The sequence below is a fragment of the Pseudomonas sp. HP_14 genome (assembly GCF_055283875.1).
On sequence record NZ_JBTOQI010000033.1, the window covers coordinates 293,624 to 316,565 of the forward strand.

Here is a 22,942-nt window from a genome sequence, read left to right on the forward strand (position 1 = left end):
TGAGAAAACGTGCTCGGGCCGGGAAAATTTAATATTGGGTTTCAGTCAAGCAACACGACCTTCCTCGGTGAGCTCCTACAGGGCCGGTGTTGCCGCGCGACCGCCCAGGAAATTTACGCTCCGCCTTACCCTCATCCATGTAAAAATGTCGATCAACATTTAAAGGTCACAGCGTGAGGAGAGTTGCATGCGGTACGCGCAAGATCACAAGGCCCAGACCCACGAACGCATCCTTCATGAAGCATCGGCACGCTTTCGACGTGACGGTATCGGCGCGACCGGTCTACAGCCACTGATGAAAGCACTGGGCCTGACCCATGGCGGCTTTTATGCGCACTTCAAATCCAAGGATGACTTGGTGGAAAAGGCGCTACGCTGCGCTGCAGACGAAGCCAACGACCGCACCAGCAAGGCATTTGCAGAAGATAATGGCCTGGCTGCCTTTATCGAAATGTATCTCTCGGAAACGCATCGCAATGCTCCCGAAAAAGGCTGCCCGATCCCGACCATGAGTTCGGAGCTTGGCCAGCGTGGGGAAGCCAGTCCGATCACCGATGAGCTGATCGAGTCGCGCCTGGCGTCCTTGCAAAAATCTCTGCGCGGACCAGATGCCGACGCGCAAAGCGTGGTCATGCTGTCGACCCTGGTCGGTGCGCTGATGCTGTCGCGCAGCACGCAGGATCCGGCGCTTTCGCAGCGAATCCTGCACACGACCCGAGACTGGCTAACGCAGCAGGCGAACGAATCCTGATCAGTCCTGCCAGCGCCTGAACAGCACGCTGGCGTTGACTCCCCCGAAGCCAAAGCCGTTCGACAAGGCGTATTCGATGTTCATGCCCCGCGCTGCGCCATGGACAATATCAATCCCCGCAGCCGCGTCGTCGGGATTGTCGAAGTTAAGGGTCGCCGGGGCTATCTGATCGCGAATAGCCAAAGCGGTGAAGATGGCCTCTATCCCGCCCGCAGCCCCCAACAAATGCCCGGTCGCCGATTTGGTCGACGTCACCGCAATCGCGTGCTGCTCACCAAACAGCGCTTTGATTGCGGCCATTTCACCTTTGTCACCAACCGGTGTCGACGTCGCATGGGCATTCAAGTGCTGGATGTGTTCCGGCTTGATCCCCGCCTGACGGATTGCCGCGCCCATGGCTCGCTGCGCCCCGCTACCGTCCTCGGGCCCTGCCGTCAGGTGATACGCGTCCGCACTGGTGCCATACCCGACGAGCTCGACAATCGGCTTCGCTCCCCGAGCCAACGCATGGTCCAGGGATTCAATAACCAGTATTCCCGCGCCCTCACCCATCACGAAACCGTCACGGTCCCGGTCAAAGGGGCGTGAAGCTCGCTCGGGCGTTTCATTGAAGCCGCTGGACAAGGCCCGGGCTGCCGCAAAACCTCCCAGGCTTACCCGGTCGATAGCCGCTTCCGCGCCACCGCAAATGGCAATGTCCGCCTCACCACAACGAATCAGCCTTGCAGCATCGCCAATCGCTTGCACACCTGCAGCACAGGCCGTCACCGGTGCGCCAAGCGGCCCCTTGAAGCCATGCTGGATAGACACATGCCCGGCCGCCAGATTGACCAGAAACGAAGGGACCGTAAACGGTGACAATCGCCGAGGTCCACGGCTGTCAGTGGTGCGTACAGCATCGGCAATCGCTCCGAAGCCGCCGATACCCGAGCCAATAATCGTCGCGGTACGCTCTTGGGCCTCTTCACTCTCGGCGACCCAACCTGCCTGTTCAATCGCCTCTTTCGCGGCGGCCAGAGCAAACAGAATGAAACGGTCCATCTTCTTTTGTTCCTTCACGGGCACCGCGCTGTCGGCATCAAAACCCGCGTCGGGATCATCAGCCTTGAGCGGTACACGACCTCCGACCTTGCCCGGCAGGTCAGCGACGTCTTCGTCAGCTAGCCGAACGATGCCGGAACGCCCTGCCAGCAAACGCTGCCAAACCGCCTCAACACCAGACCCCAAGGGCGTCACCAGCCCCATGCCCGTCACTACAATTCGTCGACCACTCATGATGTTCTGCACCTTGTTTGTCACGACTTCAAGCCTTGTAACGGACAACGAAAAGACCAATGCCTGCAGAGGCGCCAATGATCAGGATTGTCCCTTTTGCGTTGACAGTGCTCATTTGAAAACTCCAGAGGTGATCAAAATTTTAGTATTACGACTGTAATTTCAAATATTGTATGTCGATTGTCATTTGATGTGTCAAGGAGTGAATCAGCACTGAGGTGCCTGACGGATAGGCCGACAAAGAAGAAGTGATCAATTTGATCAGGGTGACGAGAAGGCCGGCGCTAAACCGGCCTTCTGAGGAGGGTTTAGCGAAGGTTACTCAACCGCGATCTTGTCCAGATTTTTGTCCAGAAGTGCTTTGCCAATGCCTTTGACTTCGATCAATTCATCCACCGAGGTAAACTCGCCGTTGGCTTCTCGATAAGCAACGATGGCTTCTGCCTTGCCCTTCCCGATACCGGAGAGCTGTTTTTGCAAGGTTTCAGCGTCAGCTGTGTTGATATTGACCTTGGCTGCCATTTGCTCCTGCATGACGGGCGCGTTCTTTTCCAAAGAGGCAGTGGGCGCGGCAGTAGCAACCACCGAAACACTGGTTAACACAGCGAACAACAGCGAGGAGAGAAAAGCTTTACGCATCTGGAACACTCCGTAACATCATTTGATTTGAATGCGACATTCCGTGTGCCGCCTTCCAAAGTTAGTTCAGAGTCGTGAGCTGTCAATTAAAGTAAGCGTGTCGAGTTATTACACAGCCCCTAAACTCTGACATTTCTGAGATCATTATTTTTCAGCATGACTACACAGAAGCTTACAATGAAATTCCAACAATAAAAGATGCTAAAATCCTTGTAGGTTTTAAGAAATATTTTAGATGATACTCTCACGCATCGAGCGCTTAACCCATGACCTTCTTGACCCTGACAGCGCACTAAGGCGGCATACCGCCACTTACTGGAAAACATAAAACTCCGAACTGCGTGGCCCGCTGCTAGACGGGAGCAAGCCGTCGCCCCTCAAATCCCGCGGCCTCGGGAACTGGAGCACACGTAGCGTATTTAACAACGAACAACGCCAATAATGCTCAGCCCAGATCGATTTCCGCTTGCAGAGCGCTCTGATGAACGATCAGGACCGCCACTCTGCAACAACGTTTTGTCTGTTTATCTTCGCGCAATCAATAACGCCTTTGCCAGGACGTCAATAATACGATGCTGTTGTTGGGCTGTCATACCCACCCACAGGGGGAGTCGTAAAATTCGAGACGAAACATCATCAGTCACTTGCATGCTCCCATGATGACGTCCGAACTTCAGCCCCCCGGGTGAAGAGTGCAGAGGCACGTAATGGAAGACAGCGGAAACGGAGTGTTGCTTTAAATACTCGATCACTTTTCCCCGGTCAACTTCAGGGTTTAGCAACACATAATACATATGCGCATTATGCCCACACTCGGCGGGTACGATAGGTCGACGAATCAGCTTATCCGTTTCAAGCGAAGCAAGAAGAGTATGGTAGTTTTCCCAAATAGCCAGCCGCAAGTTAGTAATCGCTTGCGCCTCTTCCAACTGTGCCCAGAGAAACGCAGCCGTCAACTCTCCGGGCAGAAACGAGGAACCCATTTCCTGCCAGGTATATTTATCCACCTGTCCCCTGAAGAAACGACTTCTGTCTGTCCCTTTTTCCCTGATAATTTCCGCTCGTGCACCCAACTGAGGATCGCGTACCAATAACGCTCCTCCCTCTCCTGATATCACATTCTTCGTTTCATGAAAGCTGTAGGCGCCGAGTTCACCAATACTTCCTAACGCACGACCTTTGTAGGAGGCCATTACACCTTGCGCCGCATCCTCAACAATCATCAAGCTGTGTTTTTTTGCGATCGCCAACAGCGTATCCATTTCACACGCTACCCCGGCGTAGTGCACAGGAACAATGGCGCGGGTTTTAGCAGTAATAGCAGCTTCGACCAAAGTCTCGTCAAGATTAAGGGTATCAGCCCGAACATCCACAAACACCGGCACCCCGCCCCTCAGCACAAACGCATTGGCCGTCGAAACGAAGGTATAGGAAGGCATAATCACTTCGTCCCCCGGCTGGATGTCAAGCAGGAGGGCCGCCATCTCCAGCGCAGCGGTACACGAATGCGTCAGCAGCGCTGTAGGTACGTCACCGACCTCTTCTAACCAGCGATGACAGCGCTTGGTAAACGGCCCGTCGCCTGCCAGCATATTGCCGAATTTAGCCTCAGCAATGTAATGAAGCTCTTTACCTGTCATGTAGGGCCGGTTGAATTCAATTTTTTCGTCAGTCATTTCAATCCCTTCAACCTATAAATTCAGCCTATAAACTGGCCGTACAGCTGCAGTACAGTTATCGCTAGCGGCTTGTCGAGGCATCACGGGGCGATGAAAATACGAAGAACTTCAGTACGATGAATAGATAACCTGCCACCACTACAATGGCCACTGCCTGAACCCACTGATGCGGCCATCCCAGCCGCTCGTGCAGGTAAAGCAGCATGGCCAAATTGATACTATACCCCCCTAAATGAGCAAGGCCATACCGGATGGCCGTCTGCCAAAAACGCCCAGAGTGACTGAAGGCAATCTTTTTTGCGCCAAAAAAGCCGGCGGTTGCTCCCACTGCGTAAAGGCAGGTCATCGTCAACGAGGGGTCAGTGCCGAGCCATGTCAGCAAAAGGTACACGCAAAATCCTATCCCATTGTTCAACAGCCCGACCACGCCGTAACGAAACAACTCTCGGAGAGTGCGGTTATTCCGGTACCGCTCCAGCAGCTCATACATCAGCCAATACCGCCAAACCAAAACCACTTCGCCCATAGCCGTTGCCGTTGTAAAGCATGTACGTAGCCCCGCCATGCCTTAAAACAAAGGGATACTCGACCATTTCGCTGTCCCACCCGTGAGGGGATACATTCAACATCGCCGTGTCGAACGCTAGTTGCCAGCTGACACCATCCACGCTGGCGGCATGACCGATCCGGTAGGACTCTCCTGTTCCAGAGCGAAAGGAAAACCACATATGAAATAAATTGTCGTCACCTTTTAAAATGGTCGGCCGGGAAAACGCTTGGGCAACCCCCAATTTATAGGGTACAGAAGCGCCATGCCTTTCCCAGTGCTCCCCATCTGAGGAAGTGGCATGTTTAATCACGGCGAGCATCTCACCATTGCCGGCCTCCCAGGAAACAACCGATGGGTACCACATATCTAAACCGTGCTCACCGGCTTCCACCCAAGGGTAGGCAAGACTAATAGGATCTTCTTCACCCATACCCATAAGTAGCGATTCGCTACCCGTCGCAATAGTAAGATTGTCAAAAACCTCTACACGACCAATATCACCACGCCAATGGCCATCCGACGGTGTCTGCCACCCCATGAAGGCCATATAGCGTCGCCCTTGGACCGTATAACAATTTCCGATGCTGACTCCATCTGCAAAAAAACTACCTTCCCCGCCATGCTCGAAGAACGGCGCGACATGCTCTTTAATTACAACACGTTTGACAATGTCAATATCGACGGCGCCGACTGAAGAACGATTTTCAACGTCTCTGCCACAATAAAATATTCGATAAACATCACCTTCCAGATGAAGAGGCAGTGGATTAGCAGCATGGGTCAACAGCTTGGCATGTCGAGCATCAGTGCCTGGACAGTAAAGCAACCCAAGCTTCTGCCATTCCCTGCTCATAAACCACGCAGCCGTGAGCTCGGTATCTTTGATCGCGGGGAGGCTGTCCCCATGTAAACGCCACCCGCTTCCGCGTCTGTTAATATAAGCACGCCCGCCCCCAGCACACATTTTTCGCCAATAGTTATATGGTCACGCAACGTGGCATTAACACCGATAAAGGAATACGCACCGACCGTGACACCTCCGGATATAACGACATGCGAGGAAATAAAGCAGTGGTCAGCCAATGTGCTGTGGTGCCCAATATGATTACCGCTCCACAACGTGACATTTTCACCGATTCTGACGAATGGCTGAATGGTATTGTCTTCGAGAATGAAGCAGTTTTCTCCGGGCGGCGAAGAGCTTAAGTAATTCGCCCGGGAACTCACATAACTTGCCAAGCCATATCCCAACTGCCGGGCTGCTGAAAATTTATTTGCACGTATTGAATTAAGCCCCGAATAGCTGAGCGCGATAAACATACTGTATTCACTGGGCGGAAAGTGCTCACTAACACTTTCGAACGGCACAACCGGCAAGCCAAAAAACTCCGACTCAAGCCTGTAGGCTGCGTCCACAGTAAACGCTACCACTTCATAGTCGGAATCCGTGGAAAAATAATGATGAGCAAGCTCCGCGATTTGCCCTACTCCAAATATCACCAACTTCTTCACGATGACTTCCTCACAAGGATTGTAAACTCGTACAGGTCATAGTCATGCAACAACGTTACATTTTTTGAATAGCGACGCTTGCACAAATCAAACAACCAGCATGGGTCCGCATAGTACAAATCACTGCGCATAAAAGGCGCGTCTGAGTAGCTGGTCAGGCAGTTGAACGCAAAACCATGTCGGCTGGAACTGGCCAAGACATCAAGTGTGTCTACGAGATACGCCTTCCATTCTGAATCAGAACGACCTAGACGCACATTAAAGATACCGCTGGCCACAGCATAGTCAGCTACCTCATCCGGGCGATTGGCAGTGATAAAGCGGGCAGCGTCCTGGTGTGCATATCGTTTTTTCGCAGCATCAATCATTGCGTCAGCAATATCGACACCGATATAGGAAAAATCATCGTAACTCGTACGAAGATAATCGAACATTGCGCCATATCCGCAGCCAAGATCTGCGATAGAAAATGTTTGAAGCTGTATCAGCCTGCAAAGCTGGGTGAAGCGCAGTACCTGCCCTTCGGCACCATTCCAGTCAACGCCTTTGGGTGTTTCACCATGAGTCGAGAGCTTTTGAGTGTAGTAGTCAGACACCTCGGCCAGCAGCGCTTTGTCAGATAGACCGATGGCTTCAGGTCCGGATTTTGAAGTCATAATTTTCATTCACCTGTATCCAGACGTGCTCGTAAGGCATCCTCTATCCATTGGCTTGCACTAATCCCGGCTTCCAGGCTCGCGTCTTTTACACGGTTCTTAACGGCTGGACTAACGCCCTCAAGCTGGCCGTAATAGCGCGTACGCATCGAGCCCCCACGAGTGCCTTTATGCACAACGTCCATGTCAATAAAAGGGAGCGTTTCACCAACCGTGAAGTCAATGACATAAAAACAGTTCCCCAACGTCCAGGAAAGAGAAACGTCTTTTGCGGTCGACGGTACATATTCAAGTGGAGCATCGCATGCCCACAACCCGTTGTTCTGTATTGCCGCCTTGCCGTACTCGGTATTTTTCAGCCAAGGCGCGACACCTTCGTCGCCTATCAACACCCTCCCACCCGTCTTGGTGACCCGGTTCATTTCCGCGATAGCTCCGGGGATATCGGAAAACAAATTAATGCCGCCAAAATGATAGGCGGAATCAAAATAACCATCCGGGAAAGGCAGGGCCGACGCATTTGAAACGGAGAGATAAAGATTTTGCCGTCCTTGAGGGACCACACTAGCCATTCGACGAGAGGTAGCGGCAACCATCAAATCTGACAGATCCTGAGCGAAGAGCTCGCCAGTTTCGCCCAACAGAGGGTAAATGTACTTCAGATCATCGCCTAATCCGCATCCGGTAACCAGAACCCGGTGACCTGACTCTATATTTAAACGCTCAATGAGTGCCAATCGAAAGCTACGCTCGTCTTGTGCAAACGTAGCAAATAGCCATGAGAGGAAATTATCATATGCGCCTTCCGAGTCATCTTGAGTGTACATCGCACGCGAGATGACATCTCCACCCGAGAGTTTGTCTGCTTCGACGAAAACAGGAATATCGTTGCCCTGTGCGGAAGAAAGCAACGAATATGAATGGCCGCACGCGCTGATCAGTTTCCCATCATGCGTGTGAAGAGGCTGATGCGTGACAGGACAGCAATAGGGTGAATGTGTCATGGGCTATCCTTACTGAATAAAATTAAGATTATGCATTTGATACGACCACGCTATGCGCCCCTGCCGTGGAGGTAGTGCTCTACAGTGGCAGGGGTTGAGTAGTTAAAGCCCAGGAAATCCTTCTGTGCTGCAGTCAGTGTTTCTGCGGCCATGAGCGAGGGCAAATCTATTTGCTGCTTGAAGTAAGGAACTGTGAACAGGTGATTGACCGCACGTCTGGGCTGCCGCGTACTGTTGTAACCACCGCGATGAAATAGCATGCAATCAAGGACAACAAATGACCCAGCCTTTGCCTCGACCTGCACAGCATTTCGACGTATGTATTCATCACTGGGAAAATTTTCCAGTCTGTGTGACGCCGGTAATACGAACGTACAGCCGTTGTCCAGAGTAAAATCGTCAATGCAATACAACGCATTGAGAGCGAGTGGACGAGACGACACGAAATGCTGGTAGGGAAGATCACGATGCCACGCCGCCTGATTGTAGGTTTCGCAGGCTGGATTGATGATGCCGTTTTGCTGGCTCAACATAAACTTCCCCACGATGAGGCTTTGCAGAACCGTGTTCAACGGAATATTCATCGCCAACTGTAGAAACGCAGGGTCCCCTTGAGCCAGGATCGCTCGAACAGTATTTAATTCATCGCAAGCTCGTAACCTTTCAGGTCCATATTTTGCTCGATAGCCTTCGGATACAGCTGCAAAACGCTGGGCAATATCCTGGATTTGCGCTTGCGTATATCCAGACTCAACAACGGCATACCCGATTGCCCGTATCTGCTCAACTGCCGGATGATCCTGCCCCTGAGCCCGGAACCCGCCAAGAACTCCATAGGAAGGTTCTGATGACTCTTGCCTATCCATGCCGTGCCCTCAGTCCGCTTTTTTATAGATCGACTTGATAATGGTGTATGGGCGCTTCTTCACCTCGGTGAAGATCTTCGAGATATAAATCCCTTGGACCCCTATGAAAAATATGATCAACCCCGAGAAAAACCAGATCGATGCCACAACAGAGGTATAGCCCGTTGGCGGGGCGGATCCAATAAAATAGCGAAAAAGCAAGTATAGAATGAAGCAGGCTGCGGTGAACGAGATAGCCGCGCCAACATAGAATGTGAAAACAAGAGGGAGACTGCTGAAGGACGTTACGGCATTAACCAGGTGGCCCAGCTTGCTACGCAGCGAATAGGTCGTAGGACTACTGGCTTTTTTAGCAACCATTAAAGGACGCTGATCAAATCCGGTCAGTATCCACAGCCCCCCAATATTGAGCTCCCGCTCCTCATGCCGCAGCAGTGCCGCTACGTACTGCGCAGTCATGAGGCGTGCCGTGACAATATTGTCTGGCTGGGATATGCCTGTCAGCAACCGGAAGGCGCGATAAAAGATATTGCCGGTCAACCGCTCTACCCATCCGCCTTTACGCGTGCCTTGAACGCCATACACCACATCACAACGATGAGTGGCCATGCACTCAGCAAACAGAGTGAGCCACTCGGGGTCTTCCTCAAGGTCGCTGTCGATCAGAAAAACCCTCTCCCCCTTTGCCAAGCTCAATCCTGTCATCATGGCCTTGTGATGACCAAAATTTTTGGAGAGATCCACCACACAAACTTTTTCATTGGAGTCAGCAACGCCTTGAGCAACACTCAGGCTGTCATCTGGCGACCCGTCGTTGACCAGAATGATTTCATACTCATCGCCCACGAGGGCCTGGGCTGCAGAACCCGCACGCTGGCAAAACTCGTTTATATAGGATGTAGATTTATACAGCGTCGCAACGATGGACAACTTCATTTTACAAACCTCATGAAGCTTTTGGCAGACTGGCCGCAGTTCATTAAAAGGTCCAAGATAGAAACACCGTGCTCAAAAGCACCCCAGAGTTGCGGATATTCAGGATACCCGCTGTAGTCAAACCAGGTAAGCTTTACTCCAGCGTCAGAGAAAAGACTTGGCACCACGTAGTCCATTGCAGAGGGCCCCGAAACATATTCCGTAGCCTGCGCCTGCAGGCAAAGGTCTACCAGACGCTCAGTCTTCCCTTCTTTAAGATTAAATTCACTGGATGAGCGAATGACCGTGCGTATTCCGAGGTAGTTGCAAACCGCCTCCACCAGGCGTCGATTCAACGTAGACAGGTCCTGTGGCAAGCATTCCGTATATATTGGAACCAACCATGCCATCACCTCATCGAAGAACTTGGCACGTTTATAGTTTTGGCTCAATGCGTTCAGGTGATCGTTCGCCCACCCGCCCGAAACGATCCGGGTGTCTTTTATCAACTGATGATACTTCCCTTTCACTTCGACGGGGACAGTGAGCCATTGAAGTCCTTGGGGTGTTTTTATCTTGTTGCGGTTGCGCCAATCCCGACGCGTGTACTGCATATCATCATAAAGAATAAACTCATCGACTGCTGCGATAAGATCAAAATAACCCTTCCACGGTATGTAATTCGACTGCAAAATGGCAACTTTTTTCATCTTATTCCTGCCTTGTGGCGGCGTTCATTCCGTTCAACACTTCCGAGGATAACGGCCGAGAGCTGTAGACGATCTTAGGTAAAAGAGTAAACGATCGTTCTTCATCGTCCCCTTCTCCTTTCCGAAGGGTCACGACTACCGCCCGCTCATCCGGTCTACGTCGATGGGCACCCGCCTTGTACAGACTTGAAAAGTAATCATCGAACTTACCACTCCGGTAAGCATCAACATCACCGACTTCAACGGCAAATCTCGACTCATCTCCTAAAGAATGAGTGAGCATCCCGTTCCACTCATAGAAGCGATAGTTTCGATGGATCGCGTTGTACTGCTTCGTCTGATCATCGATGATCACGAAACTGGCGCGAGCGACGAGAGGATCATGTTTAAATTGACTTAAAATGATTTTTTGCTTTTGCCAATCGACGTAGAAGCCGACGTAACCCACCACCCCGTAGCTGATGCAAGCGGAAATGATCAGTGATATCAGAAGGCGCTGAACTCTCTCAGTGGCACATGTGAGCAATGCTGTCATGATGAGCGCTACGCCCAAAGGCATCAGTAACTGGTGTCTTGAAGTCCATTCGAGGAACGTAGGAATATAGCCGAGTATCCAGTAAGGAATGCCACCCAGGACGAGCGCCAAAAACCCCGTACCGAACAATACGGTAAAATTAATAAGTGAAACCGGATCCCTGTGAATAAAAAACTGCCTGCGCAACGCATAATAGACAGGCACGAGCATGCAGAGCATAACCGCAAAGTCCACCTTCAAATTGACAACATCTTTCAGCTGAGCTTTGATAGCCAAAGGAATCGCAATCAGACTGTAGCCCTGATTATAGCCTGCGTAAAAACCCTCTGGCTTGAAGAGCATGGTTTTCATCCCGAAGTACAAGAACGGAATGAAAAACAATTCCCAGCGGGATATAAAAAAACGCCACAACCCATTAAGGGTGTAACGCTCTTGAGTTCGGTACAAAAGGTCGAGCATTGGCAATGCGTAAAAAACCAATAGCGAGTTGCTATTAAAACTCAGAAAAAAAAGCGCCGCCGCAAGCACTCTATAGCGATCCATCGCCAGCCACGCAGCAAAAAACAGCGCGTAGCAGATCGAGTAAGGAAAATCGATCATGGCAACCCGTGCCAGATTAAATGGCAACAGCATAAAGAGTAAAACAACTAAATACCGTGCTCTAATCCCGAATACGCCATTACGTTTTAAAATAGCATTCAGAAAAAAACCTGAGCCCCCCATTAAAACAAAGGTGAGAACCTTGTAACTCCACAACCCCAGGGACGTGAGACCTATGTGTAGGTAGCCGGCTAGATTAAAGAAAGCGCCAGCCTGTCGATAGTTCTCCAGAGTCACACTGGCACTGGTTTCAAACGTTACCCAGTCATCCCAAAATACCGCCGAGGGGATAAATAAAATGCCTCCATGCATCAACGCATACAAAACGCCAGCAAGAATTAAAAACTTTGCCTCACCTGAAGATGAGATACTTTTCGCCCCTGCCAAAATCAATCCTTAACCATAGCTTTTCTGAATTAACAATCGCGCCCAACCGCTTGATTCAACTATCTAGGCGTCAATAGGGTTATTTCGGGATTTTGCGGGCGACAGTCTTTACAAGTCAACGCTTGCCAAGCGATTTAGCAAACAATCTCATGCACCAGGCAGACTTGGAAAGATACAGCGCCGTGTCAGCGCCTGATGGCCGAGCAGAATCCAGAGCCTCGCTTCCAGGCTGGGTGCGATGCTTTTGCGGCACCGAACCCACGCCTACAACGCTTAGCCCGGCTTGCGTCGCTGCAGATAAAACCAGTCGACAATTTCACCGTCTGGGTTATAACCACTCACGATGCGACGCAGGTTTTTTCGGACCTGATCGTAATCATCCTTCTCCAACGACTCAAGGAGTTCTCCTATCAGCTCCTTCAGCGCCTCCCATGTGTAGCAGTCCTCGTGCGCGCTCATGATCATAGGGTGACGTGTCGCGGATACGTTGTCGCCGATCAAAAGCTCTTCATACAATTTCTCACCGGGCCTGAGGCCGGTGAACTCCAACGCTATATCACCATGCGGATTACGCTCAGAACGAATGCTCAAGCCTGACAAATGAACCATTTTTTCCGCCAGCGCTACGATTTTCACGGGTTCGCCCATATCCAGCACGAAAACGTCTCCCCCCTGCCCCATTGAGCCAGCCTGAATCACCAGCTGTGCAGCCTCAGGAATGGTCATGAAATAGCGGGTGATATTGGGGTGGGTTACTGTAATCGGACCTCCAGCCTTTATCTGGCGATGAAAGACCGGGATCACTGATCCTGAAGAACCCAGAACATTGCCGAAGCGGACCATGGTAAAACGGGTTTTGTTCAAGCAGGGAACATTGTCAGCTTTGCCGAAAAGAACCGGAGCGCTTTCCTGGCTCAACGCTTGCAATACCATCTCCGCCAAGCGTTTTGTACTGCCCATTACATTGGTCGGCCTTACAGCCTTATCCGTCGAAACCAGCACGAAATTACTCACGCCCGCCTGTATGGCCGTCTGTGCTGTATTCAGCGTACCAATGACATTATTAAGGATGCCTTCGGCAATGTTGTGCTCAACCATAGGGACATGTTTATAGGCGGCTGCATGGTAAACGGTGTCAACCTTCCATGCTGTCATGACCTCCAGTAATTTCCCGGCATTGCGTACGGAGCCAAGCACCGGCAGGAGCTGAACGGGCAAGGAGCTCCTGTTCGCATGCTGCTCCAGCTCGTTCATGATGCTGTAAAGATTGAATTCGCTGTGCTCGAACATCAACAGCGTCGTAGGCCCCTGCTCCAGGATTTGCCTACACAGTTCGGAACCAATCGACCCGCCAGCTCCGGTAACCAATACGACCTTGCCGACGATGCAATGCTCCAGCAGATCTTCCTGAGCAGGTACAGCATCACGCCCGAGCAGGTCGGCAATGTCCACTTCCTGGATGTCGTCAACCTTCACCCGGCCGCTGGCCAAGTCCATAAACCCGGGCACACTGCGCACATGCAGCGGATAACCTTCCAGGTACTCGAGAATTTCCCGGCGACGCGCACGGGTCGCCGATGGCACGGCCAGAAGAATCTCCTCGGCACCCGTGGCGTCGATCATCTGCTGGATATGTTTAGGCTTGTAAACCTGTAGTCCGGCAATAGTGCGTTTGCTGATGTTGTCATCATCATCAATGAACGCCACCGGTCGCATCAAACGCCCCATGCGTAATGCTGCTACCAGTTGATTACCGGCCGCACCGGCACCATAGATAGCAACCTTGGGGAGTCCGTCGTGCCGCGTAGCGAAAGGCACATGGAGAGTTCCCATGAACCAGTCACCTAAAAAATACTGGCGCATGAGTAATCGCAAGCCGCCGATCATGACGAGGCTCAGCCACCAGTAATTGAAAACGATTGAGCGCGGTACAACGACCTGATGGTCGCTGTACCAGTAGACAACAAGTGCCAGCAAGAGCGCAGAGAGGCTAACAGCCTTGCCAATGGTAACAAGCGCATCGTTGCCGAAAAATCGCATTACGGCACGGTACATGCCAAAACGGATGAAGATAGGAATCGTCAATACAGGCGCAGTGGCAAACAACCAGACGTGATTCGAGATAGGCAAATAGGCAGCGTCAAAACCCAATCGCACGACGAAGGCGAGCACCAACGCTATCCAGATCAGCACAATATCGGCGCCAACCTGCACAATCCGCTTGTTCTTGCGCGAAAGACCAAGCATTCGCGAGCGTAACTTCATCATCATCCCTCTGCTTCCAACAGACTCCGTGCCGCATTGTACGATTTCGACAGGCACAGAGTTGATGAAAAAACCGGTGTGTAGCAATTTTATTACAAAGCGTCCCGCCGACTTATTCGGCAGCTCCGGCTGAAAACTTGAATGCGAGTACAACCAGAGGGGCATACGCAAGAACCAATGCCGTCGTACCCTCCATCCCCCATACCCCGACGGCCATTGCCAGAGGCAGCAACCAGACGATATTTATCACCGCGACGGTGAGGGTCACTGACAGGTGCCGCCCAAACCGGCGCGTCGCAAATTGGTAGGCATGAGAACGATGGGCCTCATATACCTTCTCGCCCCGAATCAAGCGATGTATCAGTGTCACTGTAGCGTCGACAATGAATACACCCAGCAGGATCAGCCAGCTCCACAGCAGGGAGGGCTCGGCCCAAGCCGCCTGCAGTGAAAGCAGACCCAGAATAACGCCCAGAAAACCGCTTCCAGCATCGCCCATGAAAATGCGTGCCGGGGGAAAGTTCCAGAACAGAAAACCGGTAACAGCAGCAGCCAATAGCAAGGGGAACGTAATCAACTCTGCGTGACCGGACATCGCATAGATCAGACAAGCCCCCAGGCAGACGCAGATGGCTTCAATGCTTGCGATGCCATCGATTCCGTCCATGAAGTTGTAAAGATTAAGCACCCAGACCAGATAAAAAGCCGCTAAAACTGCGCCAATCCACCCCAGATGAAACTCATGACCGAACATCAACAGCGGTGGCAGGCCGCCCATCCAGTAGAGCCCCCACGCGGCTGAAGTGAAATGCCCCAGTAGACGCCAACGAGCTGCGATATGCCCGTGATCATCCATAAAGCCAATGATCGCGATCAGGCCACCAGCGCCGGCCAAACCAATCACTGAACGGGAGTCGGCAAGACCACTCAGGCCAAGCGCAGCAAGGACGATCAGAAACGCCAGTACGATGGCGACGCCGCCGCCTCGGGGGGTCGGGATGACGTGGGAGCTGCGCGCGTTGGGAATGTCGATGATACTTTTTGCCAACGCGTACCTGCGCAAGCCAGCGGTCATCAATAACGACGCCAGTAGCACCAGCGGAACAAGCCACCATTGAGTCATTTCTTTGCCTGTTCCTGTGCATGCTTCTGGTAGGGACGGGCAGCCATAGACAAAGCCTCGTCAACATTTACCACCGGCGTCCAGCCTAATAACGAGCGGTTTTTTTCAATATCGACCTGTAGGGACCCGCAAAGGCGCTGGGACAGCGAACGTCTTCCCAACAGGGTCGCGGCCCATACAAGCAACACCGACGGAACCGGCAGCAAGCGCGCAGTTTTCCCCAGAGCACGAGCCATGCGTTTCAACAACATGGTTGTCGACAGGTCTTCGCCGTCACTGACCAGAAACGTCTGGTTGGCAGCGGCAGGATGCGTCATGCACGTAAGGATAAGATCGATCAGGTTATCCAGCGCTACGAGGCTGCGTCGGTTGTCGATGGCGCCGAAAGGAAGCGGTACCCCTTTGTCCAGCCAACGCATCATCGACAGGAAGTTCGCCTTGACCCCTGGGCCATAGACCAGAACAGGGCGAATGATCACCACCTCCAGACCCACTTGCTCGGCCAGCGCGCGCAGCCCCTGCTCCGCTTCCATCTTGGATACGCCGTACGGGTCGGCGGGAGCTGGAGTGTCATCTGCTCGATAAGACTGGCCTGGCGCAGTGCCCTCACCATTGACCTTGATTGAACTGATGAAGATGAAGCGCTTAACGCCTGCTGCCGCAGCCTGACGCGCCAGATTAAGGGTACCTTCGACATTGACAGCGCGAAAAGCTGCCAGAGGATCGGCTTCGGTGTCGTTCATCACATGCACGCGCGCGGCCGAATGGATCACCACTTGCACGTCCTTGAGACAGTCTCTCCAGTCAGTCTTGCCATCCAGGCCAGCGATGTACTCAAGCGAGGCCCGCGGATCAAGCGCTGCAGAGGCGTCACGTACGGCGGCTACGACCCTGTCGCCGCGCTTGATAAGGTTGTTCAGCAATGCATTGCCAACAAAACCGGTGGCACCGGTCAATAAAACTGCAGTACTCATTGCTGGCTTGCCTTGCGAAGGGTTGCATCACGAAATAGGGATTCCAGGCGCATCAATAGATTGCCCTTGGCGTAGTGCTGCTCGTAATAGTGACGGCCCGCCTGGCCCATCTCGTCGCGACGATCCTTCGATGCATCGGCCAGCGAACGAGTAATGGCAGCCAGCCCCAGTGCATCTCCGGAATCACAGGCAAAGCCTGCGCCTGACTCTTTTATCACTCGCGCCGCTTCACCATTGATCATGCCGAGCAGAGGCCTGCCGGATGCCAGATAGGCCTGGACTTTGCCCGGGATGGTTTTTTCGAACACATCATTGGTTTTCAGGGAAACCAGCAAGGCGTCAGCCTGCGCGAACAAGCCAGGCATCGCCTCCAGCGGATGCCGCCCCAGCAAGTGCACATTGTCCAACTGACGAGCCGCGATTTGCTCAGCAATCCATTCGCTCATTCGCCCATCGCCAACGATCACCCAGCGCACAGATACGCTTCCACGTAGCGACTCGGCGGCATCCAGCACCGCGGGAAAGTCCTGAGCATCGCCCAGATTACCGGCGAACACGACAGTAAAGGCCTCGGGATCCGGCTTAATCAGGTCGCAAGCAGGTGGTGTAGAGGATGAAAAATCGTCTTCAGCCCAACTGGGGAAGTAGACCAGACGCTCGTCATTGATAGGTCGGGTGCAATAGCGTCGAACGTTCTCGATAAAACCGTGAGACTGCAGCAGCAAGTAATCCGTGCGGTTGTAAATCCAGGACACGACCTTGCCGACAAGCCCCAGGAGCATTGGCTGCTTGAGCACACCAACCGCACGCAATGTCTCCGGCCACAAGTCCAGTACCCAGACAAAGACAGGTGCACGCTTCAGCCGCCCGATCACCAGTGCAGGAATGGCTGCCATGATGGGTGATACGGCATAGACGAAGACAGTATCGAATTCATGCTTACGCAGCTTGAACGCGCCAAGGGTCGAGGCGCTGAAAAAGAACGAAAGATAATTCAGCGCCAGGCTGATACTGCGTTTGCCCCTCGGGATCAGCGGTACTCTCACCACTTCAGCACCACAGTAGGCGCTGAATGCTTCCGGTTTTTCGCGAAACTGCTCGAACACGGCTCCTTCAGGATAATTGGGCAACCCGGTCAGTACGGTAACCTGATGGCCTTTTTCCGAAAGATCGCGAACCAGATCATTGATCCGCATGTTCTCTGGCCAGAAATACTGCGTAACGACCAGAACTCTCAAACTGCTTTCACACATGCTTACTACTCGAATCAGTATTGCTTCCAGACGACGCGATTCACGTAGTCGGTGTAGCTATGCAGTATACGCACGACCTTGTCCGAAACGTTGGGCATGCTGTAGTCAGCGACCAGACGCAAGCTACGTGCATCACCTCGCCCCTGGCTTTCAAGAACACAAAGTCCTTGCAGCACACGCTCGGTTTCCAGCCCGACCATCATCACCGCCGCCTCCTCCATCCCTTCCGGACGCTCGTGCGCCTCGCGGATGTTCAGTGCAGGAAAGTTCAGGATGGAGGACTCTTCGCTTATGGTGCCGCTATCGGACAGCACGGCTTTGGACTCGAGCTGAAGCTTGTTGTAGTCCTTGAACCCTAGCGGTTTCAACAAGCGCACATTGGCGTGAAACTCTACACCCATGGCGTCAAAACGCTTCTGTGTCCGTGGATGCGTCGACACAATGACCGGCAGGCCGAACTGCTCGGCTACTGTGTTGAGCACATCAGCCAGCTTGAGGAAGTTTTTGTCCGAGTCGATGTTCTCCTCGCGGTGCGCACTGACCACGAAGAACTTTCCGGACTCGAGACCGAGACGCGTCAGGACATCAGAGTTATCGATCCCCTCACGGTAGTAACCCAGTACTTCAAACATCGGGCTACCGGTCTTGATCACCCGATCGGCAGGCAGCCCTTCGCGCAGCAGGTAATCACGGGCGATGGTGCTGTAGGTAAGGTTGATATCCGCCGTGTGATCAACGATACGCCGATTGATTTCCTCAGGCACACGCATATCGAAACAGCGATTGCCTGCTTCCATATGAAAGGTGGGGATTTTGCGACGCTTGGCGGGCAAAACAGCCATGCAGCTATTCGTATCCCCCAGCACCAGAAGCGCCTCGGGTTCAATCTCAGCCAGTACGCGGTCGACAGCAATAATCACATTACCAATGGTTTCCGCACCACTGGCGCCCGCGGCATTAAGGAAATGATCAGGCTTGCGTATGCCGAGGTCCTGAAAAAATATCTCGTTAAGTTCGTAGTCATAGTTCTGGCCGGTATGCACCAGAATGTGATCGCAGTGCTCATCCAGGGCCGCCATCACGCGCGACAAACGAATAATCTCCGGTCGTGTACCTACGACCGTTACAATTTTCAGCTTTTTCATTTCAATATCCTGTCAACAGCGGCTCAGGCTTCGGTACCGACGGGGCGGGCAAAAGTGTCCGGATGCTCGCGATCAAAAATTTCGTTGGCCCAGAGCATCACAATCATCTCGTCGTCGCCGACGTTGGTGATGTCGTGCGTCCAGCCAGGTACTGTCTCGACGATCTGCGGTCGCTCCCCCGTGGTGAACAACTCATAAAACTCACCAGACACGATGTGACGGAAACGAAAACAGGCATTGCCTTTGATGACCAGAAACTTTTCAGTTTTCGAATGGTGGTAGTGCCCGCCGCGGGTGATGCCGGGGTGCGCCGTGAAGTAGGAAAACTGACCCGAATCGCGGGTCTTGAGCATCTCCACGAACACGCCACGGGGATCGGCGTGCCGTGGGACTTCATAGGTAAATCGCTCAGGAGGCAAATAGCTGAGATAGGTCGAGTACAGCGCCCGAACCAATCCGGTGCCCACCGGCTCTGTGACCATCGACTGGCGACTGTCGCGAAAGGCATGCAATTGCTGCGAAAGATCGCCGACGCTGATCGAATATTCAGGTTCGACGCAGACAAAAGGCTGGTCTGCGGACGCACCGTCCATGATCGCCATGAACCGGCTAACAACATCGTCAATGTAAACCAAAGATATTGACGCAGAAGGATCATTGATGGTGATAGGCAGATCGCGAGCAATATTGTGGCAAAAGGTCGCTACAGCCGAGTTGTAATTCGGGCGCGCCCATTTGCCAAACACATTGGGCAAACGGAACAGGAACACCGGCACCTGATGCGCTGCATGCAATGCCAGAAGCGCCTCTTCAGCACCCCGTTTGCTGCTGCCATACGGGTTTTCCTGCCCGGCCTGAATTGACGAGGTGTACAAAACAGGCACCGGTCTGCCACAAGCCGCAACAGCATTGCACAACGCCGTGGTCAGGTCGGTATTACCGGTACGAAACTCTTGAGGATCCTGAGGGCGATTGACGCCTGCCAGGTGAAAAACAAAGTCAGCCTGTGCCACGAGCCCCGGAAGGCTGTCCATGCTATCTGCACGGGTATAACTCAGCACTTCCACATCGGTACGCTCACCCAGACGGGCGACGAGATTCTGACCGACAAATCCATTGGCGCCGGTAATCAGGACTTTCATCCTCACTCCTCCGGCGTGGCGTTTTCGCCACGCTGGATAGCCCGCATGAAGTCAAGCTTCAGCAACAGGCGCTGCATACCTTCAACATCCAGCCGCTCGGTATTGTGAGAGTTGTAGTCTTCAGTGGATGAAATCCTGGTTTCACCCTGCTCTACAAACTTGGCGTAGTTCAGGTCACGGAGATCCGGCGGAATACGGTAGTACTCACCCATGTCTTCAGCGCACGCCATTTCTTCGCGGCTCAACAAGGCTTCATACAGTTTTTCGCCATGCCGGGTACCGATGACCTGAATCGGATGATCGGGCTTACCCACCAGACTGGTCAGCGCCTGGGCAAGGGTCTGAACAGTCGCAGCTGGCGCTTTTTGTACAAACAGATCGCCATTGTTTCCGTGTTCAAACGCATACAGAACCAGATCTACAGCATCCGAAAGCGTCATCATGAAACGCGTCATGTTGGGATCAGTCAGCGTCAGCTCTTTGCCAGCGCGAATCTGCTCGATGAACAGCGGAATCACCGAGCCACGCGACGCCATGACGTTGCCGTAACGCGTGCCGCAGATCACCGTCTTTGTATCGTCGATATTACGAGACTTCGCGACCATGACTTTTTCCATCATCGCCTTGGAAATACCCATGGCGTTGATCGGATAAACAGCTTTATCGGTGCTCAGACAAACGACGCGGCGCACCTCATTCTGAATTGCAGCTTCCAACAGGTTCTCGGTGCCAATGACGTTCGTCTTGACCGCTTCCATAGGATGGAATTCGCATGACGGGACCTGCTTGAGCGCAGCAGCATGGAAAATATAGTCAACCCCGCGCGTCGCGTTAAGCACGCTCTGATAATCGCGCACGTCACCAATGTAGAACTTCAGCTTGCTGCTGGCGTACAGCTTGCGCATGTCGTCCTGCTTTTTCTCATCACGGCTGAAGATCCGGATTTCAGCAATGTCCGTGTCGAGAAAACGCTTGAGAACAGCATTGCCGAAAGAGCCGGTGCCGCCTGAGATCAACAGCTTCTTTGAATCAAACATGCGTACCGCTCCTGTCCAACCGTTCTATATGCACTTTTTGCCCTGCCTCATCAAACCGCCATTTTAGGTGGCGGGCCGGGTTACCAGCAACAACGGAAAAGGCCTCCACATTTTTGGTGACCACCGATCCTGCCGCAACAATTGCTCCGTCACCGATACTGAGACCATTCAGGATGATTGCACCGTGCCCCACCCAAACATCACGGCCTAGTGCCGTAGGCCTCCACTCCTCACGCCCACCATCCCGCATCGTGACCCCTGGGCAACCAAATGCGTGGTCGCCTCCGACGATCGCAACGTTATTGGCAAGCATCGTGTAGGCCCCAATCGTGATATCTCCATCGAGATAACAGCCCGAACCGACATAACAATATTCACCCAGGCTTACCTTATTAGGGAACACGAACAATCGCCTACCGAGACGAACTCTCGCGCCCACGCGTCTAAAGCGATAAAGAGCCCGCAACTGAAAACCTGTATAGAGGAAAAGTAAAAAACGCTTGATCACTTAGTCACCCGCAATTGGCATGTGTCTGGAGGCAGCGGACCACCAGCCATTTTCGCTGATCAGATTTTCGAGCATTGTGGCCAGAGTGTCGAAGCGGTAAACCAGCAAATCCTCACCAAAGTAGATGACGGGGAGGAAAGAGGGCTCATCGCACACCAGAATAGGGCCATAACCCTGAACATCATAAAAGGCAGTCGAGTTTATTGTGACGAAAACAGGACGATAGCCAGCGAGATCAGCCCAATCCCTAACCTGCCTGACGTGGTCAGATTGTTCCGTTGGCGCACTGTTAGGATGAATCTTTATGAACAGTGGAAGCTTTGCCGAGGCGCAGAACGCTTCAAGAAGGCGCTGTGTTTCAGCAAGTGCCTCAGCTTCCGCAACACAATTGAAAACCATGAAGTTCTGATCCAGTAGCACGATCGCTGGAGGGAGATTTCGAGCGGCGTCGGCGGAAGCAAGAGGCAACGTTGAGTTTTTACTTCTCCGTAGGCCCGGCTTCATACGCGGGCATCGCTGCCGGTAAAAATTTGACTGCGCGATGTTCACACCCTTGAATTCGCTGTAAGCGACATAAGGCGAATATAGCCCAACACCATGGGCGGTATTCACCACCTCTACCCCACCGTCCATAAGACGTTCGTACATGGCGACTGCGCCCACCTCGAATTCGTCACTGGTACGCACTTTGCGCACGCCCATAGCAATTAGCTCGCGCGCATAACGCTGATAAGCCTGTGTTTCAAGACGGACGATATGGGCATCAAGCTTGCCCCCCCCCAACAACAAACGCGCCAGAGAGATAACAGGATATGGCAAACCTACAAATTTCACTTTTGCCCCACGTCGCCGCATGGACCTGAAGAAGCGAAACTGGCGAGCAACGCCGTAGGGAAATGGGTAGAGCATCAGGGTGGACTCGAAGACCTCCTCAGGGTACATCGCTTCAGTGACGTCAACCCACCCCCTGACGACAGTGTCTGAAGTGCGAACTCGCGACGGTATCAGTCGGAAGACCCTGTGAAAAATAATTTTCATTGCGATCGACAGTCGCGCAGACCTTTCGACATGCGAGCCAGGGGCATCCCCAATGCTGTGAATGGATAAAGCATCAGTATCTACAAGGGCGCGTAAAACGAAGTTCGAGTCATCACGACCATGCACTTCTGCCACGTCATAAAGGTGCTCACTGACATAATAGACAAGCGCTGCAATATCTTTTACCCGAGAAGATTTCAGCGCGTACAGATTCACTAACACCTTGTGTTCTACACCCTCAAGGCGATGCCGACGCGCCAACACCTCACAGACTTCGTAGAATAAATCTGTCTGAAAGATGCTCAATGCGTACTTAGCACGTATATCAACAGCTTGAACAACCGACCCATCTGTCAGTACGCAGTATTCCAGGCTCAT

Annotated in this window: 22 protein-coding genes; 1 reads left to right on the forward strand and 21 read right to left on the reverse strand. The window is 52.7% G+C overall.

The annotated features are described in order from the left end of the window. Positions 1–187 precede the first annotated feature (187 nt). Entirely contained in the window at positions 188–751 is a 564-nt protein-coding gene (locus tag ACYASS_RS18965; protein ID WP_463587236.1) for a TetR/AcrR family transcriptional regulator, read from the forward strand. Here the strand turns inward: ACYASS_RS18965 and fabF are convergent, their stop codons facing one another. The 21 genes from fabF to ACYASS_RS19070 all read right to left on the reverse strand — a co-directional run bounded on the left by fabF (position 752) and on the right by ACYASS_RS19070 (position 22,942). Next, positions 752–2,026, reverse strand: a complete 1,275-nt coding sequence (gene fabF / locus ACYASS_RS18970; RefSeq protein WP_463587237.1) for a beta-ketoacyl-ACP synthase II — start codon at positions 2,024–2,026, stop codon at positions 752–754. A 318-nt stretch (positions 2,027–2,344) separates the two neighbouring features. Beyond that, positions 2,345–2,665, reverse strand: coding sequence for a ComEA family DNA-binding protein (locus tag ACYASS_RS18975; protein ID WP_463587238.1), 321 nt, complete (start codon positions 2,663–2,665; stop codon positions 2,345–2,347). 524 nt (positions 2,666–3,189) lie between these two features. After that, positions 3,190–4,341: a dTDP-4-amino-4,6-dideoxygalactose transaminase gene (gene rffA / locus ACYASS_RS18980; RefSeq protein ID WP_463587239.1), complete on the reverse strand. Its 1,152-nt coding sequence runs from the start codon at positions 4,339–4,341 to the stop codon at positions 3,190–3,192. A 64-nt stretch (positions 4,342–4,405) separates the two neighbouring features. Further along, positions 4,406–4,834, reverse strand: a complete 429-nt coding sequence (locus tag ACYASS_RS18985; protein ID WP_463587240.1) for a GtrA family protein — start codon at positions 4,832–4,834, stop codon at positions 4,406–4,408. Continuing rightward, a complete protein-coding gene (locus tag ACYASS_RS18990; RefSeq protein WP_463587241.1) occupies positions 4,827–5,747 on the reverse strand; it encodes a hypothetical protein in 921 nt (306 codons plus the stop codon). Before ACYASS_RS18990 ends, ACYASS_RS18985 begins: the two co-directional genes overlap by 8 nt. Further along, entirely contained in the window at positions 5,744–6,406 is a 663-nt protein-coding gene (locus tag ACYASS_RS18995; protein ID WP_463587242.1) for an acetyltransferase, read from the reverse strand. Before ACYASS_RS18995 ends, ACYASS_RS18990 begins: the two co-directional genes overlap by 4 nt. Next, on the reverse strand, positions 6,403–7,071 hold the full coding sequence (locus tag ACYASS_RS19000) for a methyltransferase domain-containing protein (RefSeq protein WP_463587243.1): 669 nt from the start codon (positions 7,069–7,071) through the stop codon (positions 6,403–6,405). Before ACYASS_RS19000 ends, ACYASS_RS18995 begins: the two co-directional genes overlap by 4 nt. Continuing rightward, complete coding sequence (locus ACYASS_RS19005; protein ID WP_463587244.1) at positions 7,068–8,066, reverse strand: class I SAM-dependent methyltransferase; 999 nt, start codon at positions 8,064–8,066, stop codon at positions 7,068–7,070. Before ACYASS_RS19005 ends, ACYASS_RS19000 begins: the two co-directional genes overlap by 4 nt. A 50-nt stretch (positions 8,067–8,116) precedes the next feature. Then, positions 8,117–8,932 (reverse strand): phytanoyl-CoA dioxygenase family protein, encoded by an 816-nt coding sequence (locus tag ACYASS_RS19010; RefSeq protein WP_463587245.1) that lies wholly within the window; start codon positions 8,930–8,932, stop codon positions 8,117–8,119. A 9-nt stretch (positions 8,933–8,941) separates the two neighbouring features. Beyond that, complete coding sequence (locus tag ACYASS_RS19015; protein WP_243246578.1) at positions 8,942–9,868, reverse strand: glycosyltransferase family 2 protein; 927 nt, start codon at positions 9,866–9,868, stop codon at positions 8,942–8,944. Then, complete coding sequence (locus ACYASS_RS19020; protein ID WP_463587246.1) at positions 9,865–10,557, reverse strand: WbqC family protein; 693 nt, start codon at positions 10,555–10,557, stop codon at positions 9,865–9,867. The genes ACYASS_RS19015 and ACYASS_RS19020 overlap by 4 nt, the downstream gene beginning before the upstream one ends. A gap of 1 nt (position 10,558) precedes the next feature. Then, on the reverse strand, positions 10,559–12,079 hold the full coding sequence (locus tag ACYASS_RS19025; RefSeq protein ID WP_463587247.1) for a hypothetical protein: 1,521 nt from the start codon (positions 12,077–12,079) through the stop codon (positions 10,559–10,561). A gap of 273 nt (positions 12,080–12,352) precedes the next feature. After that, positions 12,353–14,347, reverse strand: a complete 1,995-nt coding sequence (locus tag ACYASS_RS19030) for a polysaccharide biosynthesis protein (RefSeq protein ID WP_463587248.1) — start codon at positions 14,345–14,347, stop codon at positions 12,353–12,355. Positions 14,348–14,456: 109 nt separating this feature from the next. Beyond that, on the reverse strand, positions 14,457–15,467 hold the full coding sequence (locus ACYASS_RS19035; protein WP_463587249.1) for an MraY family glycosyltransferase: 1,011 nt from the start codon (positions 15,465–15,467) through the stop codon (positions 14,457–14,459). Further along, positions 15,464–16,441 carry a UDP-glucose 4-epimerase family protein gene (locus tag ACYASS_RS19040; RefSeq protein ID WP_463587250.1) on the reverse strand — a complete coding sequence of 326 codons (978 nt, stop codon included), beginning with the start codon at positions 16,439–16,441 and terminating at the stop codon, positions 15,464–15,466. The genes ACYASS_RS19035 and ACYASS_RS19040 overlap by 4 nt, the downstream gene beginning before the upstream one ends. Beyond that, positions 16,438–17,694 carry a glycosyltransferase family 4 protein gene (locus tag ACYASS_RS19045; RefSeq protein ID WP_463587251.1) on the reverse strand — a complete coding sequence of 419 codons (1,257 nt, stop codon included), beginning with the start codon at positions 17,692–17,694 and terminating at the stop codon, positions 16,438–16,440. The genes ACYASS_RS19040 and ACYASS_RS19045 overlap by 4 nt, the downstream gene beginning before the upstream one ends. A 14-nt stretch (positions 17,695–17,708) precedes the next feature. After that, a complete protein-coding gene (wecB, locus tag ACYASS_RS19050) occupies positions 17,709–18,839 on the reverse strand; it encodes a non-hydrolyzing UDP-N-acetylglucosamine 2-epimerase (protein ID WP_243246572.1) in 1,131 nt (376 codons plus the stop codon). A gap of 23 nt (positions 18,840–18,862) precedes the next feature. After that, positions 18,863–19,981 (reverse strand): UDP-2-acetamido-2,6-beta-L-arabino-hexul-4-ose reductase, encoded by a 1,119-nt coding sequence (wbjC, locus tag ACYASS_RS19055; RefSeq protein WP_463587252.1) that lies wholly within the window; start codon positions 19,979–19,981, stop codon positions 18,863–18,865. A gap of 2 nt (positions 19,982–19,983) precedes the next feature. Then, complete coding sequence (locus tag ACYASS_RS19060; RefSeq protein WP_243246570.1) at positions 19,984–21,018, reverse strand: polysaccharide biosynthesis protein; 1,035 nt, start codon at positions 21,016–21,018, stop codon at positions 19,984–19,986. Further along, positions 21,011–21,526 (reverse strand): acyltransferase, encoded by a 516-nt coding sequence (locus ACYASS_RS19065; protein ID WP_463587253.1) that lies wholly within the window; start codon positions 21,524–21,526, stop codon positions 21,011–21,013. Before ACYASS_RS19065 ends, ACYASS_RS19060 begins: the two co-directional genes overlap by 8 nt. Further along, positions 21,527–22,942, reverse strand: a complete 1,416-nt coding sequence (locus ACYASS_RS19070) for a hypothetical protein (RefSeq protein ID WP_463587254.1) — start codon at positions 22,940–22,942, stop codon at positions 21,527–21,529.

Coding starts and splice junctions, on each gene's coding strand:
- ACYASS_RS18965 (WP_463587236.1), top strand. CDS start 188: ATGCGGTACGCGCAAGATCACAAGGCCCAGACCCACGAACGCATCCTT.
- fabF (WP_463587237.1), bottom strand. CDS start 2,026: ATGAGTGGTCGACGAATTGTAGTGACGGGCATGGGGCTGGTGACGCCC.
- ACYASS_RS18975 (WP_463587238.1), bottom strand. CDS start 2,665: ATGCGTAAAGCTTTTCTCTCCTCGCTGTTGTTCGCTGTGTTAACCAGT.
- rffA (WP_463587239.1), bottom strand. CDS start 4,341: ATGACTGACGAAAAAATTGAATTCAACCGGCCCTACATGACAGGTAAA.
- ACYASS_RS18985 (WP_463587240.1), bottom strand. CDS start 4,834: ATGTATGAGCTGCTGGAGCGGTACCGGAATAACCGCACTCTCCGAGAG.
- ACYASS_RS18990 (WP_463587241.1), bottom strand. CDS start 5,747: ATGAGCAGGGAATGGCAGAAGCTTGGGTTGCTTTACTGTCCAGGCACT.
- ACYASS_RS19000 (WP_463587243.1), bottom strand. CDS start 7,071: ATGAAAATTATGACTTCAAAATCCGGACCTGAAGCCATCGGTCTATCT.
- ACYASS_RS19005 (WP_463587244.1), bottom strand. CDS start 8,066: ATGACACATTCACCCTATTGCTGTCCTGTCACGCATCAGCCTCTTCAC.
- ACYASS_RS19010 (WP_463587245.1), bottom strand. CDS start 8,932: ATGGATAGGCAAGAGTCATCAGAACCTTCCTATGGAGTTCTTGGCGGG.
- ACYASS_RS19015 (WP_243246578.1), bottom strand. CDS start 9,868: ATGAAGTTGTCCATCGTTGCGACGCTGTATAAATCTACATCCTATATA.
- ACYASS_RS19020 (WP_463587246.1), bottom strand. CDS start 10,557: ATGAAAAAAGTTGCCATTTTGCAGTCGAATTACATACCGTGGAAGGGT.
- ACYASS_RS19030 (WP_463587248.1), bottom strand. CDS start 14,347: ATGATGAAGTTACGCTCGCGAATGCTTGGTCTTTCGCGCAAGAACAAG.
- ACYASS_RS19035 (WP_463587249.1), bottom strand. CDS start 15,467: ATGACTCAATGGTGGCTTGTTCCGCTGGTGCTACTGGCGTCGTTATTG.
- ACYASS_RS19040 (WP_463587250.1), bottom strand. CDS start 16,441: ATGAGTACTGCAGTTTTATTGACCGGTGCCACCGGTTTTGTTGGCAAT.
- ACYASS_RS19045 (WP_463587251.1), bottom strand. CDS start 17,694: ATGTGTGAAAGCAGTTTGAGAGTTCTGGTCGTTACGCAGTATTTCTGG.
- wecB (WP_243246572.1), bottom strand. CDS start 18,839: ATGAAAAAGCTGAAAATTGTAACGGTCGTAGGTACACGACCGGAGATT.
- wbjC (WP_463587252.1), bottom strand. CDS start 19,981: ATGAAAGTCCTGATTACCGGCGCCAATGGATTTGTCGGTCAGAATCTC.
- ACYASS_RS19060 (WP_243246570.1), bottom strand. CDS start 21,018: ATGTTTGATTCAAAGAAGCTGTTGATCTCAGGCGGCACCGGCTCTTTC.
- ACYASS_RS19070 (WP_463587254.1), bottom strand. CDS start 22,942: ATGAGCCTGGAATACTGCGTACTGACAGATGGGTCGGTTGTTCAAGCT.